14 protein-coding genes, 1 pseudogene and 1 other annotated feature are annotated in these 26,467 nt (G+C 46.1%); of the genes and pseudogenes, 8 read left to right on the plus strand and 7 right to left on the minus strand.

From position 1 onward, the window contains the following. Positions 1–136 precede the first annotated feature (136 nt). The 4 genes from AB4482_RS02380 to gltB (AB4482_RS02395) all read right to left on the minus strand — a co-directional run bounded on the left by AB4482_RS02380 (position 137) and on the right by gltB (AB4482_RS02395) (position 12,474). The gene (locus AB4482_RS02380) at positions 137–1,549 is read right to left on the minus strand and encodes an FAD-dependent oxidoreductase (RefSeq protein ID WP_372180495.1); all 1,413 of its coding nucleotides are present in this window, start codon (positions 1,547–1,549) and stop codon (positions 137–139) included. 16 nt (positions 1,550–1,565) lie between these two features. Further along, entirely contained in the window at positions 1,566–6,029 is a 4,464-nt protein-coding gene (gltB, locus tag AB4482_RS02385; RefSeq protein ID WP_372131528.1) for a glutamate synthase large subunit, read from the minus strand. 428 nt (positions 6,030–6,457) lie between these two features. Beyond that, entirely contained in the window at positions 6,458–7,927 is a 1,470-nt protein-coding gene (locus AB4482_RS02390; RefSeq protein ID WP_372131530.1) for a glutamate synthase subunit beta, read from the minus strand. After that, on the minus strand, positions 7,927–12,474 hold the full coding sequence (gene gltB / locus AB4482_RS02395) for a glutamate synthase large subunit (protein ID WP_372131532.1): 4,548 nt from the start codon (positions 12,472–12,474) through the stop codon (positions 7,927–7,929). The genes AB4482_RS02390 and gltB (AB4482_RS02395) overlap by 1 nt, the downstream gene beginning before the upstream one ends. A gap of 529 nt (positions 12,475–13,003) precedes the next feature. Between gltB (AB4482_RS02395) and AB4482_RS02400 the strand changes: the two genes are divergently transcribed. The 4 genes from AB4482_RS02400 to AB4482_RS02415 all read left to right on the plus strand — a co-directional run bounded on the left by AB4482_RS02400 (position 13,004) and on the right by AB4482_RS02415 (position 18,795). Further along, positions 13,004–13,957, plus strand: a complete 954-nt coding sequence (locus AB4482_RS02400) for a TIGR01212 family radical SAM protein (protein ID WP_372131534.1) — start codon at positions 13,004–13,006, stop codon at positions 13,955–13,957. Between the two features lie 91 nt (positions 13,958–14,048). Further along, a complete protein-coding gene (locus AB4482_RS02405) occupies positions 14,049–15,800 on the plus strand; it encodes a diguanylate cyclase domain-containing protein (protein ID WP_017059307.1) in 1,752 nt (583 codons plus the stop codon). A gap of 174 nt (positions 15,801–15,974) precedes the next feature. Further along, entirely contained in the window at positions 15,975–18,344 is a 2,370-nt protein-coding gene (arcB, locus tag AB4482_RS02410) for an aerobic respiration two-component sensor histidine kinase ArcB (protein WP_372123292.1), read from the plus strand. A 7-nt stretch (positions 18,345–18,351) separates the two neighbouring features. Then, entirely contained in the window at positions 18,352–18,795 is a 444-nt protein-coding gene (locus tag AB4482_RS02415) for a hypothetical protein (protein ID WP_017062884.1), read from the plus strand. Positions 18,796–18,931: 136 nt separating this feature from the next. Here the strand turns inward: AB4482_RS02415 and arcA are convergent, their stop codons facing one another. Both arcA and AB4482_RS02425 read right to left on the minus strand, forming a co-directional pair. Continuing rightward, positions 18,932–19,648: a two-component system response regulator ArcA gene (gene arcA / locus AB4482_RS02420; protein WP_004741534.1), complete on the minus strand. Its 717-nt coding sequence runs from the start codon at positions 19,646–19,648 to the stop codon at positions 18,932–18,934. Between the two features lie 429 nt (positions 19,649–20,077). Further along, positions 20,078–20,179 (minus strand): annotated as a pseudogene (locus AB4482_RS02425) (ribonuclease activity regulator protein RraA); the annotation flags it as partial. A gap of 47 nt (positions 20,180–20,226) precedes the next feature. On the opposite strand from AB4482_RS02425, the gene AB4482_RS02430 reads away from it, so the two are divergent. Continuing rightward, positions 20,227–20,712 carry a putative 4-hydroxy-4-methyl-2-oxoglutarate aldolase gene (locus AB4482_RS02430; RefSeq protein WP_017059310.1) on the plus strand — a complete coding sequence of 162 codons (486 nt, stop codon included), beginning with the start codon at positions 20,227–20,229 and terminating at the stop codon, positions 20,710–20,712. A gap of 112 nt (positions 20,713–20,824) precedes the next feature. Here AB4482_RS02430 and AB4482_RS02435 read toward each other — a convergent pair whose 3' ends face one another. Then, positions 20,825–21,283 carry a hypothetical protein gene (locus AB4482_RS02435; protein WP_017070076.1) on the minus strand — a complete coding sequence of 153 codons (459 nt, stop codon included), beginning with the start codon at positions 21,281–21,283 and terminating at the stop codon, positions 20,825–20,827. 317 nt (positions 21,284–21,600) lie between these two features. Continuing rightward, positions 21,601–21,719, plus strand: a sequence feature (Thr leader region). Positions 21,720–21,748: 29 nt separating this feature from the next. Between AB4482_RS02435 and thrA the strand changes: the two genes are divergently transcribed. Genes thrA through thrC form a run of 3 tightly spaced genes read left to right on the plus strand, consistent with a single transcriptional unit; the run spans position 21,749 to position 26,462 of the window. After that, on the plus strand, positions 21,749–24,208 hold the full coding sequence (gene thrA, locus AB4482_RS02440; RefSeq protein WP_017059312.1) for a bifunctional aspartate kinase/homoserine dehydrogenase I: 2,460 nt from the start codon (positions 21,749–21,751) through the stop codon (positions 24,206–24,208). A gap of 17 nt (positions 24,209–24,225) precedes the next feature. After that, positions 24,226–25,182, plus strand: coding sequence for a homoserine kinase (gene thrB / locus AB4482_RS02445; protein ID WP_032545653.1), 957 nt, complete (start codon positions 24,226–24,228; stop codon positions 25,180–25,182). Next, positions 25,179–26,462 (plus strand): threonine synthase, encoded by a 1,284-nt coding sequence (thrC, locus tag AB4482_RS02450; protein ID WP_017059314.1) that lies wholly within the window; start codon positions 25,179–25,181, stop codon positions 26,460–26,462. Before thrB ends, thrC begins: the two co-directional genes overlap by 4 nt. Positions 26,463–26,467 lie beyond the last annotated feature (5 nt).

A 26,467-nucleotide genomic window follows, 5' to 3' on the forward strand; every position in this document is an offset into this window, starting at 1 on the left:
TCGGGCAGCGTTTGCTGGTCATTTCTACTACGTTATCGGCTTCTCATGTAGGCTAGCTACACATCGACGCCTCTGCCTTGTATAAATGCCCAGCAACTCGCTGCAAAAATCAGCTCGAAAGATCAACACGCCCTGGTCACACTTCTAGGTAGTCCAAGATCCCTTCTGCGGCTTTACGGCCTTCATCGATAGCGGTCACCACTAAGTCAGATCCTCGAACCGCATCACCACCTGCAAAGATCTTGCTGTTGGTGGTTTGGTATTGAAACTCTTGTTTGTTAGGAGCCTTGATGCGGCCCCACTGATCGAGCTCCACACCGAAAGGTTCTAGCCATTCCATCGTATGAGGTTGGAAACCAAATGCCATAATTACGGCATCAGCCTCAAGAACATGCTCACTACCTTCGACAGGTTCTGGACGACGACGGCCTGCTTCATCAGGTTCACCCAAAGCGGTTTTCACGAATTTAACGCCAACCACATGACCAGCGCTGTTAAGCTCTAAGCCAATAGGTTGGAGGTTGAACTTGAACTTCACCCCCTCTTCACGCGCATTCTTCACCTCACGGCGAGAGCCCGGCATATTCGCTTCATCTCGGCGATAAGCACAAACAACATTAGCTGCATGCTGACGAATCGAAGTTCGGACACAGTCCATCGCGGTATCACCACCACCGAGCACAACCACTTTTTTGCCTTTCATGTCGATGAATGGTGTTGGGTTATCCAGTTCCATGACCTTGTAGGTATTGGAAACAAGGAATGGCAGTGCATCATAAACGCCCGGTGCGTCTTCGTTATCTAACCCAGCACGCATGTTTTTATAGGTACCGACACCTAAGAAGACAGCATCGTAGTCATCGACCAGTTGTTGTAGTTGAACGTCTTTGCCGACTTCGGTATTCATTTGGAACTCGACGCCCATCTCGCTAAAGATACGGCGACGATTTTCCATGATGCCTTTCTCAAGCTTGAACGATGGAATACCAAACGTCAGTAGGCCACCGATCTCCGGATAGCGGTCAAACACAACGGCTTTTACGCCATTACGAACTAGGATGTCAGCCGCCGCTAGACCTGCTGGCCCCGCACCGATGATCGCGACCTTTTTATCAGTCCACTCAACGTGAGACATGTCAGGCTTCCAACCCATCTCAAAGGCTTTGTCGGTAATGTACTTTTCAATATTGCCAATGGTTACGGCACCGAAATCGTCATTGAGGGTACAAGAGCCCTCACACAAGCGGTCTTGAGGGCAAACTCGACCGCAAACCTCAGGCAGGCTGTTGGTTTGGTGAGACAGTTCAGCGGCTTCGATAATACGCCCTTCATTGGCAAGCTTAAGCCACTGAGGGATGTAGTTGTGAACAGGACATTTCCATTCACAGTATGGGTTACCACAGTCTAAACAACGGTCTGCTTGCGCTTTTGCTTGCTGTTTAGTGAAAGGTTCGTAGATCTCTACAAACTCAATCTTACGTATCTTGATTGGTTTCTTCGCTGGGTCTACGCGATTCACATCAATAAATTGGTATACATTCTGGCTCATTATTGGCTCCTTCCAATTATTGCGCTTGAACACGAAGTTCAGCAGAGCTGCGGCTTTGGTGACCGAGCAAGGTGTTAAGATCCGCCGTCTTTGGCTTCACTAGGTAGAACTTCGGAATCCATTCATCAAAGTTCGCCAGAATAGCTTCAGCGTGTACTGAGCCAGTCTCTTCTAAGTGTTCTGCAATTAAGCCACGCAGATGTTCTTGGTGGATAAATAGATCAGACAGAGAAAGTGCCTCGACCGACTCGTTATTTACTCGACCTTGGAAGTCTTCGTTCTTATCCATGACATAAGCAAAACCACCTGTCATACCGGCGCCGAAGTTGACGCCAGTTGCGCCAAGAATGGCAACAATACCGCCGGTCATGTATTCACAGGCGTTGTCACCAGCGCCTTCAATCACAGCAACCGTACCTGAGTTACGTACGCCAAATCGTTCGCCAGCCGTACCAGCTGCAAACAGCTTGCCTCCAGTTGCGCCATACAGACAGGTGTTGCCTATGATGGTCGCTTCGTTACAAGTAAATGCGGTGCCTTGGTGAGGCTTGATAACCACTTTGCCGCCAGCCATGCCTTTGCCAACATAGTCATTGGCATCGCCTGTTAGGTAAAGCTCAACGCCGCCTGCGTTCCAAACCGCAAAAGATTGGCCTGCTGTACCGTCGAGATATAACTTGATTGGTGAACCTGCCATCCCTTGGTTGCCGTATCGCTTAGCAATTTCACCAGAGATACGAGCACCAATCGAGCGGTCTGTGTTGATCACGTTGTAGTAAAGGCTGGTGGATTGACGTTTCTCAATTGCATCGAGTGCATCATCCAGAATCTGCTGGTTGAGCTGAGCTTTATCAAATGGTGCGTTTGGCTCGGTCCAAAACAGTGGGTGACCTTCTGGAGATACCGGAGCTTCGAGTATTGAAGAGAGATCGAGCTTGTTCTGTTTCGCGGTGAGGCCTTGAACGGCTTCAAGTAAGTCAGTACGACCAATCAGGTCCGTTAGTTTTTCTACGCCGAGTTCTGCAAGGTATTGGCGAACTTCATCGGCTAGGCCTGTAAAGTAGTTCACTACCATGTCTGGCAGGCCTTTGAAGTATTCGCGGCGTAGTGTTTCATCTTGAGTCGCAACACCCGTCGCACAGTTGTTTAGGTGACAAATTCGTAAGAACTTACAACCCATTGCGACCATTGGCGCGGTACCAAAACCAAAGCTTTCTGCACCGAGAATCGCACCTTTAATCACATCAAGGCCAGTTTTTAAACCACCATCGACTTGCAGGCGGATCTTATGACGAAGCCCGTTAGCAACCAGTGCTTGTTGAGTTTCTGCTAAGCCAAGCTCCCAAGGGCAACCTGCGTATTTTACCGAGGTTAGAGGGCTTGCCGCGGTACCGCCATCGTAGCCAGAAATGGTGATCAGATCGGCATAGGCTTTCGCTACACCAGTTGCAATCGTGCCTACACCCGGTTCCGATACTAACTTTACTGAAACCAAGGCTTTAGGGTTCACTTGTTTAAGGTCGAAAATCAGCTGCGCTAGATCCTCGATAGAATAAATATCGTGATGTGGAGGAGGGGAGATCAGTGTCACCCCTTGAACTGAATATCTCAGCTTAGCGATTTCTGCGGTAACTTTATGGCCGGGCAGTTGACCACCTTCTCCAGGCTTCGCACCTTGCGCGACCTTGATCTGCAAAACATCCGCATTGGTTAAGTAATGTGGCGTCACACCAAAACGACCGGAAGCTATCTGCTTGATACGAGAGTTACGGTCAGTACCAAAGCGTCGAGGGTCTTCACCACCTTCACCAGAGTTTGAGTAACCACCCAAGCGGTTCATCGCCATTGCTAATGCTTCATGCGCTTCTGGGCTCAAAGCACCGATCGACATTGCCGCAGAGTCGAAGCGTTTAAACAGATCGCTGTTAGGCTCGACTTGCTCTAGTGGTAGAGGCTGAGCTGCTTTTTTGAGGCTCATTAAGTCGCGTAACATCGCAGCTGGACGAGCATTTACTTGCTTAGCAAAAGAGAGATAATCCGATGTCTCACCTGTTTTTACTGCAGTTTGCAGAGTGCCAACCACATCAGGGTTATAGGCGTGATATTCGCCGCCGTGTACGTATTTGAGTAAACCACCGTGCTCGATTGGCTTACGCTTAGTCCAGGCTTTACGCGATAAGTTATAGATATCTTGTTGGAAATCGCTAAAGCTTGCGCCTTGGATTCGAGTGGTAACTCCGCGGAAACAGAGCTCAACAACATCGGAATGAAGGCCAACGGCTTCGAAAAGCTGTGAACAGCGATAAGAGGCAATGGTTGAAATTCCCATCTTCGACATGATCTTGTACAGACCTTTGTTGATGCCGTTTTGGTAATTTTGCATTGCGGCACGATAATCTTTATCTAAAGAGCCATCATCCAACATTTTACCTAACGCTTCATAAGCGAGGTATGGGTAAACCGCGGTTGCACCGAAGCCAAGCAGCACAGCAAATTGGTGTGGGTCGCGCGCAGTTGCTGTCTCAACAACGATGTTGGCATCACAACGCAGGTTGGTATCAGCAAGCCTTGTTTGCACCGCACCAACCAACATGGCTGCAGGGATCGGTAGTTTTCCTTTCTCTAAACCTTTGTCCGACAGCACAACTAAAACCGCACCTTCGCTGACTTCTTGTTCGGCGCTATCACATACTGCTTTGATTGCTTGTTCTAGATCTTGGTTATTCGGGTCGTAGTGCATGCTGAGAATGACATGACGATAATGTTTTTGACTCAACTGCAGAAGCTGCTGCATGTCTGAGTAAAGCAGTACTGGTGAATCAAACGTGACACGATAGGCGTGACCGTCTGTTTCACAGAACACGTTCATCTCTTTCCCAATACTGGTCGCCAAAGACATCACGTGTTTTTCACGCAATGGATCAATCGGTGGGTTGGTGACTTGTGCAAACTTTTGACGGAAGTAATCAGTGACCAAGCGTTCTTTTGAAGAGAGCACAGCCATTGGCGTGTCGTCGCCCATTGAGCCTACTGCTTCTTGCCCCATATCACCAAGCACACGCAGCACTTGGTCGGACTCTTCGTTGCTCATCGCAAACTGTTTTTGGTAGGTCTTGAGCGTGTCATCGTCAAAGCTGCGCTTACCGACTTGCTCATCGGGCAGATCGGAAAACGGTGTGAGTTTGTGAACGTTCTTTTCCATCCACTCTTTATAAGGATGGCGACCTTTAAGGTCATTGTCGATCTCGTTAGATTGCCACAATTTACCGCGGCGCGTATCTATGACGAGCAATTCACCTGGGCCGACACGCCCTTTCTCTGCCACTTCATCTGGCGCGTAGTTCCAGATACCGACCTCAGATGCCAAGGTGATCAGGTTGTCTTTGGTGATGACATAACGCGCAGGACGCAGGCCATTTCTATCGAGGTTACACGCAGCGTAACGACCATCAGAAAGTACGATACCTGCAGGGCCATCCCACGGTTCCATGTGCTTGGAGTTGAAGTCGTAGAATGCACGTAGATCTGGGTCCATATCTGGGTGGTTTTGCCAAGCGGGCGGCACAAGCATGCGCATCGCTCGGAACACATCCATACCACCGGCAAGGAACAGGTCGAGCATGTTATCTAGGCTTGATGAATCTGAGCCTGTCTCATTCACAAAGGGTGCGGCGGTTTGTAAATCTGGCAGCAACGGCGAAGAGAATTTATAGGCACGAGCCTTAGCCCATTGTCGGTTACCTTCAATGGTATTGATCTCACCATTGTGCGCTAAATAGCGGAATGGTTGAGCCAGTGGCCAACGTGGCTGAGTATTGGTTGAGAAACGCTGGTGGAACAGACATATCGCCGATTCCATGCGTAAGTCTGCAAGATCGAGGTAAAATCGCGGAAGATCGGCCGGCATACACAGACCTTTGTAAACCATGACTTGTGTCGAAAGGCTACAAATATAGAAATCTTTGTCTTCGGTGATCTGTTTTTCAATTCTGCGACGAGCGATATAAAGGCGTCGTTCAATATCGCGTTCACGCCAACCCGCGGGGGCCGAGATAAACACTTGCTGAATATTGGGAACTGAATCTTTGGCAATCGGACCTAATACGTCGGTGTTGGTCGGTACTACGCGCCAACCTGCAACCGTTAAGGTCTCTTGAGCGAGCTCTTTATTGACGATGTCTTGCGCGGATTGCGCTTTGATTGGATCTTGGCTGAAGAAAATCATGCCGACAGCGTATTGCTTGCCGAGCTTGAAGTTATTCTCTTCAGCAATAATTCTGAGATAAGAGTCAGGCTTCTGTAGTAATAAGCCACAGCCATCCCCGGTTTTACCATCCGCAGCGATACCACCACGGTGTGTCATGCGATCGAGGGCTGAAATAGCAGTTCTTACCAACTTATGACTAGGTTGGCCTTCCATTTGCGCTATTAAACCAAATCCACAGTTGTCTTTTTCAAGACTAGGATCATATAGAGCCATTGCAATTCTCCCTTTTGCTTCTCTGTCATCCAGACAGTAAATGACTAACTATTCATATACTTGTTGTTTTTTATAAACTGATAGTTTGCTTTAGCCAGTTAAAACGTTATTGGTTGTGTTAACAAAACCGATTGATTTTATTTTCATCAGCTTTACAACGTATAGCTAATTGTGTTTAAGGTCAAGTTCATGGTTAATTATCATGCATAAACGCGATTAGCCACTTAATAATCTAAAATAGTCGATGGATATCAATGAGATACATAAGGTGAATGTTAACGAGATTTAACATATACAACAGGATGATTTTGAAAACGCCAAAGGCCAGATAGAAAAAAGGCTAGCATCGAGTGCTAGCCAAATATAAAAGTTAGGAAGGGTATTGCTTTTCCTCTAGGCTAACGTAATTGACGTTAGCCCGAGAAATATTATGCGGAAAGCATGAGTGAATCAGCTTTCGCTTCTAAGTTTGAGTTACCCATTAAGAAGTCATCAATCGCAATTGCACATTCACGACCTTCATTAATACAACGTACAACTAGAGATTGACCAGTACGCATATCACCAGCAGCGAAAACGCCTTTCTGGTTCGTTGCAAAACCTTCAGAAGCGACGTTACCGCGCTCGTCCAGTTTAATGTCTAGTTGAGCAAGCACGCCGGTTGGCTCCGGGTGTAAGAAACCCATCGCTAGGAATGCTTGGTCACAAGGAATAACACGCTCTGAGTTTGCTACTTCATCAAAAGTAGGGCGCTCACCAGGAGCTGCGTCTTTCCATACGATGTCTGCGATACGTAGACCCGTCACCTGACCTTGATCGTTACCGATGAACTCTTTGGTTAAGATGTTCCAGTGACGCTCACAACCTTCTTCGTGAGAAGTCGTGGTCTTCATGATCATTGGGTATTGAGGCCATGGCATGTTTGCTGGGCGCTTCTCTGGTGGGATCGGCATGATCTCAACCTGAGTAATGCTCGCTGCTTTGTGACGGTTTGATGTACCCACACAGTCAGAGCCAGTATCACCACCACCGATAACCACAACGTGCTTATCTTTAGCGTGAATCTCTTCTGTTTTAAGATCTAGGTTGTTAGCTCGGCGGTTGTTTTGACCAAGGAACTCCATGGCAAAGTGAACGCCTTTCAACTCACGACCTGGGATTGGCAAGTCACGTGGAACCGTAGAACCACCAGTTAGCAATACCACATCAAACTCTTGGCGTAGTTGCTGAGCGTTAACATCAACACCTATGTGTTGGTTAACTTTAAACTCTACGCCTGCTTCAGCCATTAGGTTGATCTTACGATCAATCACGTCCATACCCAGTTTGAAATCTGGGATACCGAAACGCAGTAGACCGCCAACTTTTTCGTCACGTTCAAATACCGTCACTGAGTGACCAGCGCTGTTTAGCTGCTCGGCTGCGGCTAGACCTGCAGGTCCAGAGCCAACAATCGCTACGGTTTTACCCGTGCGAGAGCGAGGTGTTTTTGGTTTTGCGTACCCTTCACGGTACGCAGTTTCTACAATCGTTTTCTCGATATTACAGATAGTGATTGGGTCTTGGTTGATACCAAGAACACAGGCACTTTCACAAGGAGCAGGACAAACACGACCGGTAAACTCAGGGAAGTTATTGGTAGAGCTTAGGATGTTCCAAGCCTCTTCCCAGCTGTCACGGTAAACCGCGTCATTGAATTCTGGGATGATGTTACCAATTGGACAACCGCTGTGACAGAAAGGTACGCCACAGTCCATACAACGAGATGCTTGAGTATTGATCTTGTCACCAAACTCTTCGTTAAGTACGAACTCTTTGTTGTCTTCGATACGAACCGATGGGTCGAGCTTCTTTGGAAGCTCGCGACCGTGTTCTAAAAATCCAGTAGGCTTACCCATTATACTGCCTCCACTTCTTCCGTTTGTGCCTGTTGTGCTTCAGCTTTACGCTTCTCAAGAACTGCTTTGTAGTCGCGTGGCATAACTTTAATCAGTGATGCAACACTTGCTTCAAAGTTGTCTAGGAAAGACTGAGCAACTTCACTTCCTGTGAATTCAACGTGCTTGGTTAGCATATCTAGTAGAAGATCTTTATCTTCTTGTTCAATTGGATCTAGGTCTACAAGTTCTGGGTTAAGCTTGGTTTCGAAGTCACCTGCTTTGTCCCAAACATAAGCGACACCGCCACTCATACCCGCAGCAAAGTTACGACCTGTTGAGCCAAGGATAACGGCAACACCGCCAGTCATGTATTCACAACCGTGGTCACCAACGCCCTCAACAACAACCTTCGCACCTGAGTTACGAACACAGAAACGTTCACCAGCCATACCGCGAATGAAAGATTCACCTGAGGTTGCACCGTAGAAACATACGTTACCAACCACGATATTATCTTCAGCAACGATAGAAGACTTCGCATCTGGGTACAGAACCAAAGTACCGCCAGACAGACCTTTACCCCAGTAATCGTTCGCGTCGCCTTCTACTTCGAACTTAACGCCTTTCGCAAGGAACGCACCGAAAGATTGGCCAGCACTACCGTGGAACTTAACGTTCATTGGTTGTGGTAAACCTTGGTCTTTGTAAACCTTCGAGATTTCGTTCGACAGCATGGTACCCGCTGAGCGGTCCGTGTTGATGATTGGGAAAGTCGCATTTACAGCTTCACCTTTCTCAAGCGCTGGAATTGCCGCTTGAATCAACTTGCGGTCTAGAACGTCTTCTAGGTTGTGGTTTTGTTGTGTCTGGTTGTAGATACCATCTTCTTCACGAGCCTGCTCAATGTGCAGTACAGGTGTTAGATCTAGGTTCTTGTACTTCCAGTGGCCGATGTCGTCACGAACTTTAAGTTTGTGCGATTGACCTACCATCTCATCGATAGAGCGGAAGCCAAGTTCAGCCATTACTTCACGTAGACCTTCAGCCATGTATTGGAAGAAAGTCACTACGTCTTCTACGCGGCCGTCGAAACGCTCACGCAGAGTTTTGTTTTGTGTTGCGATACCTACAGGACAGGTATTCTTGTGACACTTACGCATCATGATACAGCCTTCAACAACCAATGCTGCTGTTGCTACGCCCCATTCTTCCGCGCCAAGTAACGTTGCTACTGCAAGGTCACGTGGTGTTTTCATCTGACCATCAGATTGAACAACGATACGGTTACGTAGGCCGTTTTTCAGTAGTGTTTGGTGCGTTTCCGCTAGACCCAGCTCCCAAGGCAGACCGGTATGACGGATAGAAGACATCGGAGATGCACCCGTACCACCATCAAAACCTGCGATAAGTACCACGTCAGCTTTCGCTTTCGCTACACCCGATGCAATCGTACCTACGCCAGCTTCTGATACTAGCTTCACGTTGACACGACCGTTACGGTTCGCGTTTTTCAGATCGTAGATCAGCTGAGCCAAATCTTCGATTGAGTAGATATCGTGGTGTGGCGGTGGCGAGATAAGACCTACGCCCGGAGTCGAGTGACGCGTTGCGCCGATCCAGTCATCAACCTTATCACCAGGTAGTTGACCACCTTCGCCCGGTTTCGCACCTTGAGCCATCTTGATTTGTAGCTCATCAGCGTTAGATAGGTAGTAAGACGTTACACCAAAGCGACCAGAAGCCACCTGTTTGATTGCTGAACGTTCCCAGTCGCCGTTTTCTTTACGTTCGAAACGTGCTGGATCTTCACCACCTTCACCTGAGTTTGATTTCGCGCCAATGCGGTTCATCGCAACAGCCAGTGTTGAGTGAGCCTCATGCGAGATTGAACCAAAGCTCATTGCGCCGGTTGCGAAACGCTTAAGAATGTTCTCGATTGGTTCTACTTCTGCTAGAGGAATAGAGCCTGCAGGGTTCTTGATGAAGTCCAGTTGGCTACGTAGCGTTGCTGCGTTGTCGCCTTGGTCATCAACTGCTTTTGCGTACTTCTTGAACTGACCGTAATCTTTGTTACGCGTCGATTCTTGAAGTAGAGAAATCGTTTCTGGGTTGAATAAGTGTTTCTCACCACGTTGTTTCCACTGGTAAACACCACCAACATCAAGGATCTGAGCTGGAATTTCACGAGCTGGGTAACCAACACGGTGACGAACCAATACTTCTCGCGCGATATCGTCGATCGTTAGACCTTGGATACGAGAAACAGTACCTGTGAAGTATTTTTCAACCACTGATTTGCTAACACCAAGTGCTTCAAAGATTTGTGCACCGTGGTAAGACTGCAGCGTAGAGATCCCCATCTTAGAGAAGATCTTAAGTAGACCGCCGTTAACACCTTTACGGTAGTTATCGAATAACTCACGTGGGTGTACGTTTGGATCTAGCTTCTTAGTACGTTGCAGTTCAACAATCGTTTCAATAACTAGGTATGGGTTAACTGCGTTTGCACCATAACCGATAAGCGTTGCAAAGTGGTGTGTCTCACGAGCGTCGCCCGTTTCAACAACGATGTCACACTTAGCACGTAGACCTTTACGGATTAGGTGGTGGTGAACCGCGCCAACCGCCAGCATTGCTGGAATAGCGGCATGGTTAGAGTTAACCGCACGGTCTGTCAGTAGGATGATAGAGTAGCCATCAATCACTGCGTCTTCTGCGTATTGGCAGATACGCTTAAGTGCGCGCTCTAACTTACCTTGGTCGCCATTTGCTTGGAATACGATATCCAGCGTCTTCGCCTGAAGGTGCTCGTTATCGATTGCACGCAGTTTTTCTAACTCAGAGTTAGACAGTACTGGAGACTCAAGTTCTACTTTTTGACAGTGCTCAGGTGTTTCAGCAAGTAAGTTCTGGTCTTTACCTAGGTAAGTGTTCAGAGACATAACCATGCGCTCACGAATCGGGTCGATCGGCGGGTTAGTGACTTGTGCAAACAACTGTTTGAAGTAGTTTGAAAGGTGCTGCGATTGGTGAGAAAGAATCGCTAGCGGCCAGTCAGCACCCATTGCAGAAAGTGGCTCGTAGCCTGTTTTCGCAAGAGGTAGAATGATTTCGTTTACTTCTTCAGAACTCACGCCAAACGATTGTTGTTTGTGTAGTAGTTTCTCTGGAGAAGGTTGGCTAAATTCGTTGCTCGCATCCGGTAGCTTTTTCAGGCTCAGAAGGTTCTCTTCAACCCACTTTTCGTAAGGTTGTGCTTTAGCAATGCTGTCTTTCACTTCTTCATCAGAAATGATGCGGCCTTGCTCAAGGTCAGCAACGAAGATACGACCTGGTTGTAGACGACCACGGTACTCAACGTTTTCAGGTGCAATCTCGACAACACCAGACTCAGACGCCATTACTAGGAAGTCGTCTTTAGTTACTGTGTAGCGAGAAGGACGCAGACCGTTACGGTCAAGTGTTGCACCTACTTGAACACCATCGGTGAAACATACTGATGCTGGGCCATCCCATGGTTCCATTACGTTCGCGTGGTACTGGTAGAACGCACGACGAGTTGGATCCATGTTTTTGTTTTCTTGCCATGCTTCCGGGATCATCATCATCAACGCGTGTGGCAGAGTACGACCTGAAAGAACAAGTAGCTCAAGTGCCATATCGAAGTTTGATGAATCCGAACTACCTTCCTGACAGATAGGAAGCAGCATGTCGATTTCAGCTTGTGTAAACAGATCCGATTCTAGGATTGCTTCACGTGCTTTCATCCAGTTCAGGTTGCCGCGAACCGTATTGATTTCGCCATTGTGCGCGATGTAACGGAAAGGCTGAGCTAGACGCCAACGTGGGAATGTATTGGTAGAGAAGCGAGAGTGTACTAGTGCTAGAGCTGTCACCATGGTTGGGTTTTGCAGATCTAGGAAGTACTGAGGAACTTGTTCAGTTGTTAGCTGACCTTTGTACACCAATGTCTTGTAAGACATAGAGTTGATGTAGAAGTCATCACCGATATTTGAAACGCTTTCTAGGCATACACGAACCGTGTAGTTACGTAGAACATACAGTTTACGCTCAAGCTCTTCTGGTGTGATACCAGGGCCGCCAGAAATAAATACGTGTTCAAATTGAGGTTCAGTGCTTAGTGGGTCAGCACCAATCATTGAATTGTCCGTTGGAAGTTCACGGTAACCGATAACTTCTAACTCAAGGCGTTGTGCATTGCGTTCTAGAATGTCACGACACTGTGCACGTTTGTGTTCATCTTTAGGGAAAAGTACAACACCAACACCATATTTTTCAAAAGATGGCAGCTTAATTCCAAGCTTTACGGCTTCTTCTAGTAAGAATTCGTGCGGCTTCTGTAGCAGGATACCTGCACCATCACCAGAACACGGATCGCAGCCTTGGCCGCCACGGTGTTCCATACGTGCAAGCATATCGAGTGCTTGAGTTACTACATCATGAGATTTGCGATTCTTTAGATGCGCAACAAAACCGATACCACAAGCGTCATGCTCCAATTCAGGAGTATACAGACCCTGTGAGTTCTGCTCTTGATCTACCATAGATACATCCTTCCAGTTAAATCTAGGCGCAACTTATTTGTATAAAGTCAGCCTTGTCCTTTTATATTTATGGGTCTAAACCTGCCTATGCTGGCGGTTTGAATCCTTTCCGTATCTCGCAGGAAAAGTATTGCGAGAAAAACAATCCTTAGTGATACCTGTTTATTTTTAACCACAAACTAGTGGTTTATATAGGTGGGAGTTAGATATCACCGACTTATTAGCAAGTTTTCGTTGTAAGTAAATACTCAAAAATAGCCAATATGTGTAAGTATCCTACAATTTTGTCTAGGCGAATTGCAATGAAAGTTGACCCATGTAGACCATTTTTTTCGTTTTATTTTGAATTTAATGCCTAACAAATGTGCAACATTAGGCAAATAGAGCCGATTTTTTGCATGTTTATTGATATTTGTTAGGTTGCTCGCAAAAAGCCTTGAGTAAACTAATTGGTCGAATTTTGCAGGGATGTAATTTTTTTTCAAAAAAGACTGATATTCATTCTTATTTACTTGAGTGCTTTGAAAATATGCAATTACACGAGTTGGTCAATACTATCGGCCAAGACCTTCAACGCCGTTATGGCGAGAAGGTTCACAAGCTGACGCTTCATGGTGGTTTCAGCTGCCCAAACCGAGACGGGACAATTGGCCGTGGAGGTTGCACGTTTTGTAACGTGGCTTCCTTTGCCGATGAACAAACTCAAATTCAAAGTATTGCTGACCAGCTAAAAGATCGTGCGGGTGAGATTGCTCGTGCCAAGAAGTACCTGGCTTACTTTCAGGCGTACACCAGCACTTATGCTGAGGTGCAAGTGCTCAAGAATATGTATGAAGAGGCGCTAAAAGCACCCGGTGCAGAGATCGTCGGCCTTTGTGTTGGTACGCGACCAGACTGTGTGCCTGATGCGGTGTTGGATCTGTTAGCGGGCTACGTTAAACAAGGCTATGAGATTTGGCTCGAGCTTGGCCTGCAAACCGCCAATGATAAAACCCTCAAGCGAATTAACCGCGGCCACGATTTTGCGGTGTATGAAACGATCACCCAACGCGCACGCGCTTTAGGTATCAAGGTGTGTACTCACCTGATTGTTGGTCTACCAAAAGAAACTAAAGCGGATAACCTTGAAACCTTAGACAAGGTATTAGCCGTTGGCACCGATGGTATTAAGCTGCACGGCCTTCATATAGTAGAGGGCAGTACCATGGCTAAGGCGTGGAAGGCAGGAAAGCTAGAAGCCCCAAGCCTTGAAGAGTACATCGATATCGCGAGTGAGATCATTCAACGCACGCCTGCGGACGTGGTTTATCACCGTGTTTCTTCAGCGGCGAGACGCCCAACCTTACTTTCTCCTTTATGGTGTGAGAACCGCTGGTTAGCGATGACTGAAATAGGTCGTTCGTTGGATAAAACCGGTGCTCAAGGCATCAAAACGGGCTCTGCATTCGAGTACACGTTGCCTGTTTTAAACACGGCCAATTAATAGAAATGGGTGACTGTAGGTAACAGCAGATAAAACCAATAAATAGTGGTAACATTTCCCTAACAGATTTTATGGTATAGATTGAGAGTAAATGGAACTGGTAATGACTTGGTTGTGGGACAGGGCGTATGGCTACGGTATTTATATCGTTGTTGTATTGCTGATTGCTCTCATCTGCTGGCATCTCTATTCTCGTTATCAGTCGCATATCGAAACGCTTCTACTTGCTACCCCGTCGCCACTCTACTTTGTTGATGTTCGAAGTGGCGAAATACTCTATGCCAATCGCCAAGCCATGCAGTTGCTTGGTATCCGCCAAATCGGTGTTAATTTTCGCTTTCCTACTGTGGAAAGCGAGAACAGCTTTCGTCACTACTTAACCAACCACATCAACTCTCGAGCCTTCGAGCAGGTCTCCCTGTGGGCGCTTTCTGAATTTGAGTCGTTCAAGATCAACTTGATCGGTCGTAAGATCCATTTTAGAAATAAGCAGGCTTGGATGATTCACGCCTCACCTTATAAAAACACTAACGAAGAACTGTCCCAAGAAGTTCGAGAACTGAATGTTGCTCGTACCGCTTTGGATTCTTTGTCTGAGCTGATCTACGTGAAAGATCAGAAAGGTCAGTTAGTGACGAGTAATCGCTCGTTTAAAAAGTTTTGGCATGGTCGTGCTGAAGAGGGCACCCTGAGTGTTTCTGGTGGAGTATTAAAAGGTCGTGTAAGTGAACGCTCTTGGACTACAGATCAAGATGGAAAAAGCTGCTTGCTTGAAACCTACCAAAGTGTGCTGCTTTCCCAAGATGGAGAAACCATCGGCACGCTCTCTATTAGTCATGATGTGACCGATTGGCATGACATGCAGCAGAAACTGCGTGGCGAGATGGAGAAGCGAAAAGATACCGAAGTGGCACTTGCGCAGCGTGACACCATCTTGCAAAACCTCCTGGAGGCCAGCCCAGACTCGATTGGTATCTTTAATGAAAACATGGTTTATCAAGCGTGTAATAAACCATTTGTGGCTGCGCTGGGTATCTCTGAAGTCAGTGACTTGATCGGTAAACGTTTACAAGATGTGGTGCCACATAGCATCTATACGCGAATATCAGAAACCGATCATCAAGTGCTTCATCAAAGTAAATCACTGCGTTATATCGACAAAGTGGTCTCAAGTGATGGAACATTTACTTGGTATGATGTAGTCAAATCACCGTTTAGAGATCCAGCATCGAGCACTAATGGTGTGTTGATCATGGCGCGTGATATTACAGAGCGTTATCTAGCAGAACAAAAGCTTGAAGAAGCCAACCTTGAACTTGAACGCCTCAGCTTTATGGATAGCCTGACTAAAGTGTCTAACCGACGTCGTTTCGATGAACAGCTCTCTACACTGTGGCATTATCATGTGCGTGAGAAGCTGCCACTGACGATCATGCTATGTGATATCGACTTCTTTAAAGGCTACAACGACTTTTACGGACACCAACAAGGCGATGATGCTTTGATTCAGGTTTCTCAGGCATTTAAGCAGGTGTTGAATCGTTCATCTGATTGTGTGGCTCGTTATGGTGGTGAAGAGTTCGGCTTTATTCTGCCAAATACAACGACCGAAGGTGCTCAGCTGGTGGCGCAGCGTATTCATGATGAAGTCCTAAAATTGGAACTTGCGCATGAGAAGTCGACAGTCTCTGAATTCATCACGGTGAGTATTGGTATTATCTCTTACATTCCTACACCTGATGATGAAATGGAATCGGCTGTTGCCTTGGCTGATAGTGCGTTGTATCAAGCGAAATCAGACGGTCGCAACCGTTCAATGGTGCATCCATACTCAATTCGCTAACGCTATAAAATTGGCAATTTGATTATCCCCGGCTATTTTTGCTTAGTTAGTATTTGTATTGGTTAATTAACCTTCGAAATTACCGCTGAACACTTGCTGCGTGTGATGTAGCTAGCTTACCTCCCATCTTCAAACAGGGTAGAATGTTGCTAGTCTTATCGCATGGAGCGCTAAATGAAACCCATGAAAAATCTTGCCCAGTATTACGTGGATCTACTCGTAAAACTGGGGATTGTCCGCTTTTCTATCTTACTCGCCCTAGCGCTTGTTGCCCTCGCTGTTGTTGTGCAAGTCGGTATCACCCTTGCACTCAAAGGCAATGTTGATGACATCGACATTGTCCGTTCAGTTTTCTTCGGTTTAGTGATCACGCCTTGGGCGGTATATTTTCTGTCAGTGGTCGTGGACCAGTTGGAAGAATCACGTCAAAGGTTAGCGAAATTGGTCTCTAAACTTGGCGACATGCGTGAGCGAGACCAAGAACTCAACAATAAAATGCAGCTCAATATCGAGAAGCTTAATCAAGAAATTGAAGAGCGTGAAAAAGCGGAAGAAGCGCGCGCAGAAGCAATGCAAGATCTCGAAAACGAGGTGTTCCAGCGCGAGCGTACTCAGCTTGAACTCGCAGAACGTACTGCACTGTTACGCTCGTTTATCGATGCCTCGCCTGACCTTATTTACTACCGTAATGAAGATGGTGTGTTCTCTGGTTGTAACCGTGCGGTTGAAGAGCTCACTGGTAAAACAGAAAAAGAGCTAGTTGGTTTAACTCCTTGGGATGTTTACAGTAAAGAGGTCGCTCAGCAAGTTGTTGAAACCGATAAGAAAGTATTTGCTGACAACCAAGCACTGACTTATGACCAATGGCTTGAATACCCAGATGGCCGCAAGAGTTACTTCGAACTGCGTAAAGTGCCTTTCTACAGCAAAGATGGTCGTCACTTGGGCTTGGTTGGTTTTGGCCGCGATATTACTGAACGTAAAGAGCATCAAGAGTCGTTAGAAAAAGCCAGCCGCGATAAGACCACCTTTATCTCAACTATTAGCCACGAGTTAAGAACGCCGCTCAACGGCATCATTGGCTTGAGCCGCATGCTGCTTGATAGCCAACTGACCACCGAACAGCGCAAGCAGATGCAAACCATCAAGGTGAGCGCGGTGACACTGGGTAATATCTTCAACGATATTATTGATATGGATAAGTTCGACCGCCGTAAGCTTGAACTCTTCCCTACGCCTATTAACTTTGAAGATTTCGTTGTCGAGATCGAAAGTATCTCTGCGTTGATGGCTGAGCAGAAAGGGTTAAGGTTCGATCTAGAAAGATTGTCTGATCTTCCAGCTGCTGTTGAGGTGGATGGTACTCGTCTTAGACAGGTACTGTGGAACCTTGTTAGTAACGCGATGAAGTTCACCAAAGATGGTGGAGTGGTGATGACAGTCAGCGCCGACATTGATGGTGACTTTGCCAACATTACGATGGAAGTGGAAGATACTGGTATTGGTATCCCTGAAAGTGAAATCGAGAAGATCTTCGCGATGTACTATCAGGTGAAATCGGGCACGGACAACTTGCACGCTGTCGGCACGGGTATTGGTCTCGCTGTCTCTCAACAGCTAATTAATATGATGGATGGCCACATTGAAGTCATCAGTGAAGAGGGCTTTGGCAGTACCTTTACGGTTTCGATTCGAGTTCCAGTGAATCACGATACTCAGGCTCTGATCAAAACGCCAAGAAAACAGTCGAATCTTAAGATCTTTATGGTCGAAGACATTGAACTCAATATCACAGTGGCTCGCTCTCTACTTGAAAGCCTTGGCCATGAAGTGACAGTCGTGATGACGGGTAAAGAGGCGCAAATTGCTTTCAATCCTGAAGACTATGATTTGGTGTTGTTGGATATCCAACTGCCAGATATGACGGGTTTCGATATTGCTCAATACTACCGCGAGAAATACAGCCAGCTACCGCCTTTGGTGGCGTTAACTGCGAACGTATTAAACAACAAGCAAGAGTACTTCCAGAAAGGCATGGACGAAGCGATCAGTAAACCTTTGTCGGTTCGAGCTATCCAAGATGTCATCAGTGAACTTATCGAAGATGCACCAGAGGTAATTGAGAAGGTAGCGGGCACCGATAAGGTTGAGAGCATTGATAAAGTCGACGCGAGTAAGCCTTTTCTTTCAGAAATTGATACCACTTTGCTTGATATTGATATGCTAGAGTCTTATGTTGATATTGTTGGACCGAAACCGGTTTTGGATAACATCGCGATGTTCGAAGATATGATGCCGGAGTATATGGAAATATTGAACTCCAACATGGTCGCGAAAGATAAAGCCAGTATCGTTTCTGAGGCACATAAGATTAAAGGTGCTGCAGGTTCTATTGGTCTGAAACGCATCCAACAAGTTGCCCAGAAAGCTCAATCTCCAGATTTGCCTGCGTGGTGGGAGAACATTTCAGATTGGGTTGATGAGATAAATAACGAATACCAGAATGACATTGAAGTTTTAAAGAGTTGGTTAAATCAAAGGTAGAAGAATAATGAAAAAATTAGCATTCGCCGCATGTGTAGTGGCATTAGCGGGTTGTTCTGCGCCACAAGTAGAATGGCAGCAAGATAATCAAGTCGAAGTATCTGCAGCAACAGTTACCATGAAAAGCAACCTTTGGCACAACAAGATGCCAACGATTGGCGAGACTCAAGATAAGACCCTACATGGTGCTATCTACCTAGAGTCAGACTCACAACTGCCAGCAACGCTTGCGGTTGAAAGTGTTACGGTTAAACAGGGTGCAGACACCTTGTTGGTAACGGCTGACGATCTTGATTTAAGAACACACAGTGAAACTCAATGGGAAGTCGCGTTTGTATGGCAGCTAGAAATCGACAGTGACAAGCCTGTTGATGTGGCGGTGGAACTTAAAGATGGCGAAACCGTGAAGTGGTTAGTAGAGAAAGACGTTAAGGTGGATACGGTTTACTAAAATCTTATCCAATTAAGAACAATAAAAAAGGGAGAATGCGTTGGCATTCTCCCTTTTTAATAACTATTGATGACGCTTCTAGTGTTCAAAACACTTACTGGTGAGTAGTGCTAAATGGTAAGAGGCGCGAATCGAATTAGTCTTCTAGGTCACCACAAAAGCGGTAGCCTTCACCGTGAATCGTTGCGATGATTTCTGGCGTACCAGAAACAGATTCAAAGTGCTTACGAATACGACGGATTGTTACGTCTACAGTACGATCGTGTGGCTTAAGCTCACGGCCAGTCATCTTCTTAAGAAGGTCAGCACGTGTTTGGATCTTACCTGGGTTCTCACAGAAGTGAAGTAGAGCACGGAACTCTGAACGAGGTAGCTTGTAGCCTTCGCCATCTGGGCTAACCAGAGAACGACTGTTGATATCTAGTACCCAACCGTTGAACTCATACTTCTCAACGCTACGCTTCTCTTCTTGAACAGAGCTTGTGCTCATTGAACGGTTCAGAAGGTTGCGTGCACGGATAGTCAGTTCACGAGGGTTGAAAGGCTTAGTGATGTAGTCATCAGCGCCGATCTCTAGGCCAAGGATCTTATCAACTTCATTATCACGACCAGTTAAGAACATAAGCGCTACGTTTGCTTGCTCACGTAGTTCACGCGCAAGTAGTAGGCCATTCTTACCTGGAAGGTTGATGTCCATAATTACAAGGTTAACTTGGTTGTCAGATAGCACTTGGTGCATCTCTTCACCGTCGCTAGCCTCAAAAACAGCATATCCCTCTGCTTCAAAAATACTCTTTAGAGTGTTACGAGTTACTTGCTCATCTTCAACGATAAGAATCTGCGGGGTTTGCATTTGGCGGTACCTAAATTTGTGACGAAACTGTGCTAATAGAATAAATTCTAGGCAAAAACATAACATACAGGTAATGTATTTTTGATGATAACTTAAAGTTTTCAAAAAAACACTTACTTCCAGCTATCTGCCTTCCTTGAAGTATTGCCCAATAACGTAGATCCAGTACGCCTTTCAATCATTCTTTTAGTGATTGGAGTGGATTCTATAATGTTAACAGCATGCTAACAACGCGAGAATGTTAATTCCATTCACTTTGTTGATTTACATCAATTGCCGTATCGCAACAAACTTTAATAGTATGGCTACAACTTAACCAATGTTATGGTGACTATTTAGCACCAAAACAAGAATGATTATTCGAGATGCTTCGCACATCTTGCCTGCTAAAGACCGGATTATGAACCAAGGAAGCTGAAAGCTGTCTTAAGAGTCTAGTAGATAAATATGCTCAATCAACTTTTATTGAGTAATAAATTGAGCATAGAACAATGAAAACAAAGGATTAATTTTAATAACATATAAAAGCATAGAGGCTAGCCTGACATAACCGGTAACGCCTTACTCACGGAGGATATATGCACGATATAACACCCGACTTGTGTGATGAGTTTGAAAGCGAAGTCACCCTACTGAACATGCCATTGCAGAACTTCGGCCAACGTGGTGCGTTCTTTGGAAAAATTGTAACAGTTCGTTGTTATCACGATAATTCCAAGGTTCGCGAGGTTTTAGAGACCGACGGCTGTGGCAAAGTGCTTGTCGTTGACGGAAATGGCTCATGCCAGAAGGCGCTGCTTGGCGATCAACTCGCTATTCTCGCGATAGAAAACGGTTGGGAAGGCGTGATTGTAAACGGTGCGGTGCGTGATGTAGGCATGATGTCGCAAATGGACCTTGGCGTTCAGGCGTTAGGTGCATCGCCATTCAAAACAGAGAAACGCGGTGTCGGCCAAGTGAATGTGACACTCTCTATACATAATCAACTGATTCAGCCTGGTGACTATATTTATGCCGATTGGAATGGCGTGTTAATTTCATCTGAGCTGTTAATTGAATCGTAACTGACTCAAATTGAATGCCGTTGATAGATTAGAACGGGGAATGGTTTGTGATGTACTAAAAGTTTGGATCTCAATCCGCACTAATCTGTTAATAAAGAACAAGCTAAAGAGACTAAAAGCGAAACCCTAGTCCCACTTCAACACCTTGCTGCCACTCTTCATAATCAAGGGTGGCATGCAAATCTAGGTTATCTGTTAGTTGCACTCGGCTGGAAACCTCTGCGGCTACCGATTTCTCATTGTCTTCGGTCTCGTCTTTATAGGTGTGTAGAGAACTGTTAAAAGAGACTCTTTCTGAGAACTGATAACTGACACCACTCAAGAATCCACTTTCCTGTTTCAGTGCCGCACTATTGATACGTGTACCGACGTAAAGATCCACATCTGAAAACAAGCTATAAGAGTAGCCACTGTCTATCTTCCAAGTATCGAAGCTTTCACTCGACGCGTTTTGTGTGGAGATAAAGAATTTATGAGAAGAACTATCGATCTGGCTGGGTAGTAGAGGCAAGCTATTCGCTGAACAAACAACAGGCATAGCAAAAGCCAAAAGAATAAGTAATCTCTTCATTTCCCACTCCTGATGTCATTATTATTGTTCTTCGAACGTTATCGTTCAATTAAAGCACAGAACTTGTACTTTCGCTGCACAATCGATATAGCATTTTGTTATGACTATATATGCAATTGATCACTCTTGCCTGTTCAATGAGTAAATCCAGTATCTTAAGTGAAGGTTTATACAGGGTGTTTTATCCCTTAAATGACGGTTTGCTCTGAAAAACGGTGCGAATGTAAAAAAAACGCAACTTTTCATTGACGTCCAGTGGTAAAAATTGATACACGTAGAGTAAAGCACAAGCAGAGAATTTGATATGCAGCACGTAAGCCACCTAGTAATGACCACAACCATTATTATTACCGACATTAACATTGTTGGGGCAGGCTGCTAAGTAACGGATTTTAAAAAAAAGGCCTGTATCCAACAAGATACAGGCCTTTTTTTGTACCATTTTTATGACTTATGGAGAAAGGGATGCGCGTTTTAAAGTTTGGAGGTTCATCATTAGCTGATGCAGATCGTTTTTTACGAGCGGCTGATATCATCGCTAATAATGCCCAGCAAGAAGAGCTAGCCGTTGTACTATCGGCTCCAGGAAAAACAACCAATAAGTTGGTCGCTGTTATTGAAGCTGCACTGAAAAATGGTGAAGCTGACGCACAGATTACAGAGATCGAATCTTCATTTAACACACTGTTTGCAGAGATCAAAGCGGTCGTGCCTTCTATCGATGGTGCCGCGTTTCAAGAGCAGGTGGATACCTCTCTTGCTCAGCTAAAGCAGTTCGTGAATGGCATCAACCTACTTGGTATGTGCCCGAACCACGTTAATGCTCGCATCATCAGTAAAGGTGAGCGAATCTCTATCCAGTTAATGAAAGCGGTACTGGAAGCGAAAGGCCAACCAGCAAGCCTGATTGACCCTGTCCAATACCTATACGCTAAAGGCGATCACCTTGAAGCTATGGTCGATGTGGATGTCTCTACTCAGAACTTCCAACAATCTCCACTTCCTAAAGGTCACGTTAACATCATGCCTGGCTTTACTGCGGGTAATGAAAAAGGTGAGCTAGTCACACTAGGTCGTAATGGCTCTGATTACTCAGCGGCGGTTCTAGCGGCATGTCTACGCGCTGATTGTTGTGAGATCTGGACAGATGTCGATGGTGTTTACAACTGTGACCCGCGTTTAGTGGATGATGCTCGTCTTCTTAAATCGCTAAGCTATCAAGAAGCGATGGAGCTTTCTTACTTCGGCGCTTCGGTTCTACATCCGAAGACTATCGCTCCTATCGCGCAATTCCATATTCCTTGCCTAATCAAAAACAGCTTCAACCCACAGGGTGCAGGTACTTTGATCGGCCAAGACACTGGCGAAGATAACCTAGCAATCAAAGGCATCACTACGCTAAGTGACCTAACGATGGTTAACGTATCAGGCCCAGGTATGAAGGGCATGGTTGGTATGGCGAGTCGTGTATTCGGCGCGATGTCTTCTGCCGGCGTTTCTATCGTCCTTATTACTCAATCTTCTTCTGAGTACAGCATCAGCTTCTGTATTGAATCGGCTGATAAGGTGAAAGCGAAACAAGTGTTGTCAGACGCGTTTGAACTTGAACTTAAAGATGGCCTGTTAGAGCCGGTTGAGTTCATGGATGACGTTGCGATTGTAACGCTGGTGGGTGACGGTATGCGCACTTCACGTGGCGTAGCATCTCAGTTCTTCTCTTCTTTAGCTGAAGTGAACGTCAACATTGTTGCTATTGCTCAAGGTTCTTCAGAGCGCGCTATTTCAGCGGTTATCCCTGAAGACAAAATCTCTGAAGCAATCAAAGCGTGTCACGAGAACCTATTTAACTCTAAGCACTTCCTAGATGTATTCGTTGTGGGTGTCGGCGGTGTTGGTGGCGAGCTTGTTGACCAGATCCAACGTCAGCAAGGCAAACTGGCTGAAAAAGGCATCGTGATTCGCGTATGTGGTTTAGCAAACAGTAAAGGTTTGTTGCTAGACAGCGATGGTCTACCGTTAGAGCAGTGGCGTGACCGTATGTCGAGTGCGACTGAAGAGTTCAGCCTAGCGCGTTTAGCGGCTTTGGTTCAACGTAACCACATCATCAACCCAGTATTGGTTGATTGTACGTCTAGCGAAGGTATTGCGGCGCAGTACGCTGATTTCCTAGCGGCTGGTTTCCACGTAGTAACACCAAACAAGAAAGCAAACACAGCAAGCATGGCTTACTACCATCAGCTTCGTGAAGTTGCACGCAACTCACGTCGTAAGCTGATGTACGAGACAACAGTAGGTGCAGGTCTACCGGTCATCGAAAACCTACAGAACCTTATCTCTGCAGGTGATGAACTTGAGAAGTTCAACGGCATTCTTTCAGGTTCACTGTCTTACATCTTCGGCAAGCTTGATGAAGGTATGACACTGAGCCAGGCAACCAATATTGCAAAAGATAACGGCTTCACTGAACCGGATCCTCGAGATGATCTATCTGGTATGGATGTGGCGCGTAAGTTGCTTATTCTTGCTCGTGAAGCAGGCATGGCGCTTGAACTTGAAGATGTTGAAGTAGACCAAGCTCTGCCACCGGGTTTTGATGATTCAGGTACGGTTGAAGAGTTCATGGCTCGCCTACCAGAAGCGGATGCTTACTTCAAAGAGCAGTCAGCTATCGCAGCAGAAGAAGGTAAAGTACTTCGTTATGTGGGTGAAATCGCTGAAGGTAAGTGTAAGGTTCGTATCGCTGCTGTTGATGGCGACGACCCAATGTTCAAGATTAAAGATGGCGAGAACGCATTAGCATTCTACAGCCGTTACTACCAACCAATCCCTCTAGTACTGCGTGGCTACGGCGCGGGTACTGAAGTAACAGCTGCTGGCGTATTCTCTGATGTGATGCGTACTCTTGGTTGGAAATTAGGAGTTTAAGAATGAGTTCAAGTGATATGGATGTTGTCGTTTATGCTCCTGCATCAATCGGTAATGTCAGTGTAGGGTTTGATGTGCTGGGGGCCGCTGTGTCTCCAGTGGATGGCACGCTGCTAGGTGACCGAGTTATGGTTAAAGCCGGTGATGAACCATTCTCACTTAAAACTGCAGGCAGCTTTGTTTCTAAGCTGCCAACTGAAGCAAAAGAAAACATCGTTTACGACTGCTGGGTGGTGTTCTCGAGAGAGCTTGATAAAAAAGGCGTTACGCTAAAGCCTTTAGAAATGACACTAGAAAAGAACATGCCTATCGGTTCAGGTTTGGGTTCTAGTGCATGTTCAATCGTCGCGGCACTGGATGCGCTAAACCGTTTTCACGGTCAGCCCCTGAATGAAACTGAACTGCTTGCTCTGATGGGTGAAATGGAAGGCAAGATTTCAGGTGGTATCCACTACGATAACGTTGCGCCATGTTACCTTGGTGGTGTGCAGCTCATGCTTGAAGAGCTAGGCATCATCAGCCAAGAAGTACCGTGTTTTGACGACTGGTACTGGGTAATGGCTTATCCGGGTATTAAGGTTTCAACGGCTGAAGCGAGAGAGATCCTACCATCTCAATATCGTCGTCAGGATATTATTGCTCATGGTCGTCACTTAGCGGGCTTTATCCACGCGTGTCATTCAGGTCAACCTGAACTGGCGGCGAAGATGATCAAAGACGTGATCGCTGAACCATATCGTGAGAAACTGCTTCCAGGGTTTGCTGATGCTCGTAAATACGCGCTGTCAGCTGGGGCACTGGCTACTGGTATTTCTGGTAGTGGTCCAACTCTATTTAGCATTTGCAAAGAACAAGATGTCGCCGAGCGTGTTGCACGCTGGTTAGAACAAAATTACGTACAAAATGAAGAAGGATTCGTTCACGTTTGTCGCCTAGATAAGCAGGGTTCGATCGTTACAGGAAGTGAGTTATGAAACTGTACAACATCAAAGAAAATGATGAACAAGTCTCTTTTGGCCAAGCCGTTCGTCAAGGCTTAGGCCGTAATCAAGGTCTATTTTTCCCATCTGAACTGCCAAAGTTTGATGATATCGATGCGCTGCTAGCAGAGGACTTTGTCCCTCGTAGCTCAAAGATTCTGTCAGCATTGATTGGTGATGAATTACCAAAAGAACAGATCGACCAAATGGTGGATGCAGCGTTCCAATTCCCTGCACCAATCAACCAAGTAAAAGACGGCGTTTACGCGCTTGAGCTTTTCCACGGTCCAACACTGGCGTTTAAAGATTTCGGTGGCCGCTTTATGGCTCAATCTTTAGCAGCTGTTTCTGATGGTGGTCAAATCACTATCTTAACGGCAACATCAGGTGATACTGGTGCGGCGGTTGCGCATGCTTTCTACGGCATGGAAGACATCAATGTTGTGATTCTTTACCCGAAAGGCAAGATCAGCCCACTGCAAGAGAAGCTGTTCTGTACGCTTGGCAAGAACATCCACACTGTGGCGATTGATGGTGACTTTGATGCGTGTCAGGCTCTAGTTAAAGACTCATTTGATGACGCTGAACTGCGTAAAGAGATCGGTCTTAATTCGGCAAACTCGATCAACATCAGCCGTTTAATGGCTCAGATCTGTTACTACTTTGAGGCGGCTTCTCAGCTGACTAAAGAGCAACGTGAAAACCTCGTTATCTCTGTACCAAGTGGTAACTTTGGTAACCTAACGGCTGGTCTATTGGCTAAAGCGCTAGGTCTACCTGTTAAGCGTTTTATCGCAGCAACTAACGAAAATGACACTGTTCCTCGTTACCTAGAAACAGGTCAATGGGATCCAAAACCGACTGTTGCGACAACATCGAACGCGATGGACGTAAGCCAACCAAACAACTGGCCTCGTATCGAAGAGCTTTGCCAACTGAAAGGTTGGGGCTTAGATACACTAGGCAAAGGTAAAGTATCTGACGAGCAGAGCGCTGAGTCAGTTCGCGACCTAAAAGCACAAGGTTACCTATGTGAACCACATGGTGCGATTGCTTACCGTCTACTGGAAGAGCAACTGCAAGAGAACGAAACTGGCTTGTTCCTGTGTACAGCACACCCAGCGAAATTCAAAGAAGTGGTTGATGACATCCTAGGTTCTGATATCGAACTGCCTGGCCCGCTAGCAAAACACGCGGCGATGGAATTGTTGTCTGAAGATCTTGATAACGATTTTGAAGCGCTAAAAGCTGTGCTTCGTCGAGTTCAACCGTAACGTCC

It is taken from the genome of Vibrio sp. 10N.222.55.C7 (assembly GCF_041473335.1).
Taxonomy (GTDB): domain Bacteria; phylum Pseudomonadota; class Gammaproteobacteria; order Enterobacterales; family Vibrionaceae; genus Vibrio; species Vibrio crassostreae_C.

Excerpts from the sequence above, each read along its gene's own strand:
- arcB (WP_372123292.1), top strand. The coding sequence starts at position 15,975 with ATGAAACCCATGAAAAATCTTGCCCAGTATTACGTGGATCTACTCGTA.
- AB4482_RS02435 (WP_017070076.1), bottom strand. The coding sequence starts at position 21,283 with ATGAAGAGATTACTTATTCTTTTGGCTTTTGCTATGCCTGTTGTTTGT.
- AB4482_RS02415 (WP_017062884.1), top strand. The coding sequence starts at position 18,352 with ATGAAAAAATTAGCATTCGCCGCATGTGTAGTGGCATTAGCGGGTTGT.
- thrB (WP_032545653.1), top strand. The coding sequence starts at position 24,226 with ATGGATGTTGTCGTTTATGCTCCTGCATCAATCGGTAATGTCAGTGTA.
- AB4482_RS02430 (WP_017059310.1), top strand. The coding sequence starts at position 20,227 with ATGCACGATATAACACCCGACTTGTGTGATGAGTTTGAAAGCGAAGTC.
- AB4482_RS02405 (WP_017059307.1), top strand. The coding sequence starts at position 14,049 with ATGGAACTGGTAATGACTTGGTTGTGGGACAGGGCGTATGGCTACGGT.
- thrA (WP_017059312.1), top strand. The coding sequence starts at position 21,749 with ATGCGCGTTTTAAAGTTTGGAGGTTCATCATTAGCTGATGCAGATCGT.
- thrC (WP_017059314.1), top strand. The coding sequence starts at position 25,179 with ATGAAACTGTACAACATCAAAGAAAATGATGAACAAGTCTCTTTTGGC.
- arcA (WP_004741534.1), bottom strand. The coding sequence starts at position 19,648 with ATGCAAACCCCGCAGATTCTTATCGTTGAAGATGAGCAAGTAACTCGT.
- gltB (WP_372131532.1), bottom strand. The coding sequence starts at position 12,474 with ATGGTAGATCAAGAGCAGAACTCACAGGGTCTGTATACTCCTGAATTG.
- AB4482_RS02400 (WP_372131534.1), top strand. The coding sequence starts at position 13,004 with ATGCAATTACACGAGTTGGTCAATACTATCGGCCAAGACCTTCAACGC.
- gltB (WP_372131528.1), bottom strand. The coding sequence starts at position 6,029 with ATGGCTCTATATGATCCTAGTCTTGAAAAAGACAACTGTGGATTTGGT.
- AB4482_RS02380 (WP_372180495.1), bottom strand. The coding sequence starts at position 1,549 with ATGAGCCAGAATGTATACCAATTTATTGATGTGAATCGCGTAGACCCA.
- AB4482_RS02390 (WP_372131530.1), bottom strand. The coding sequence starts at position 7,927 with ATGGGTAAGCCTACTGGATTTTTAGAACACGGTCGCGAGCTTCCAAAG.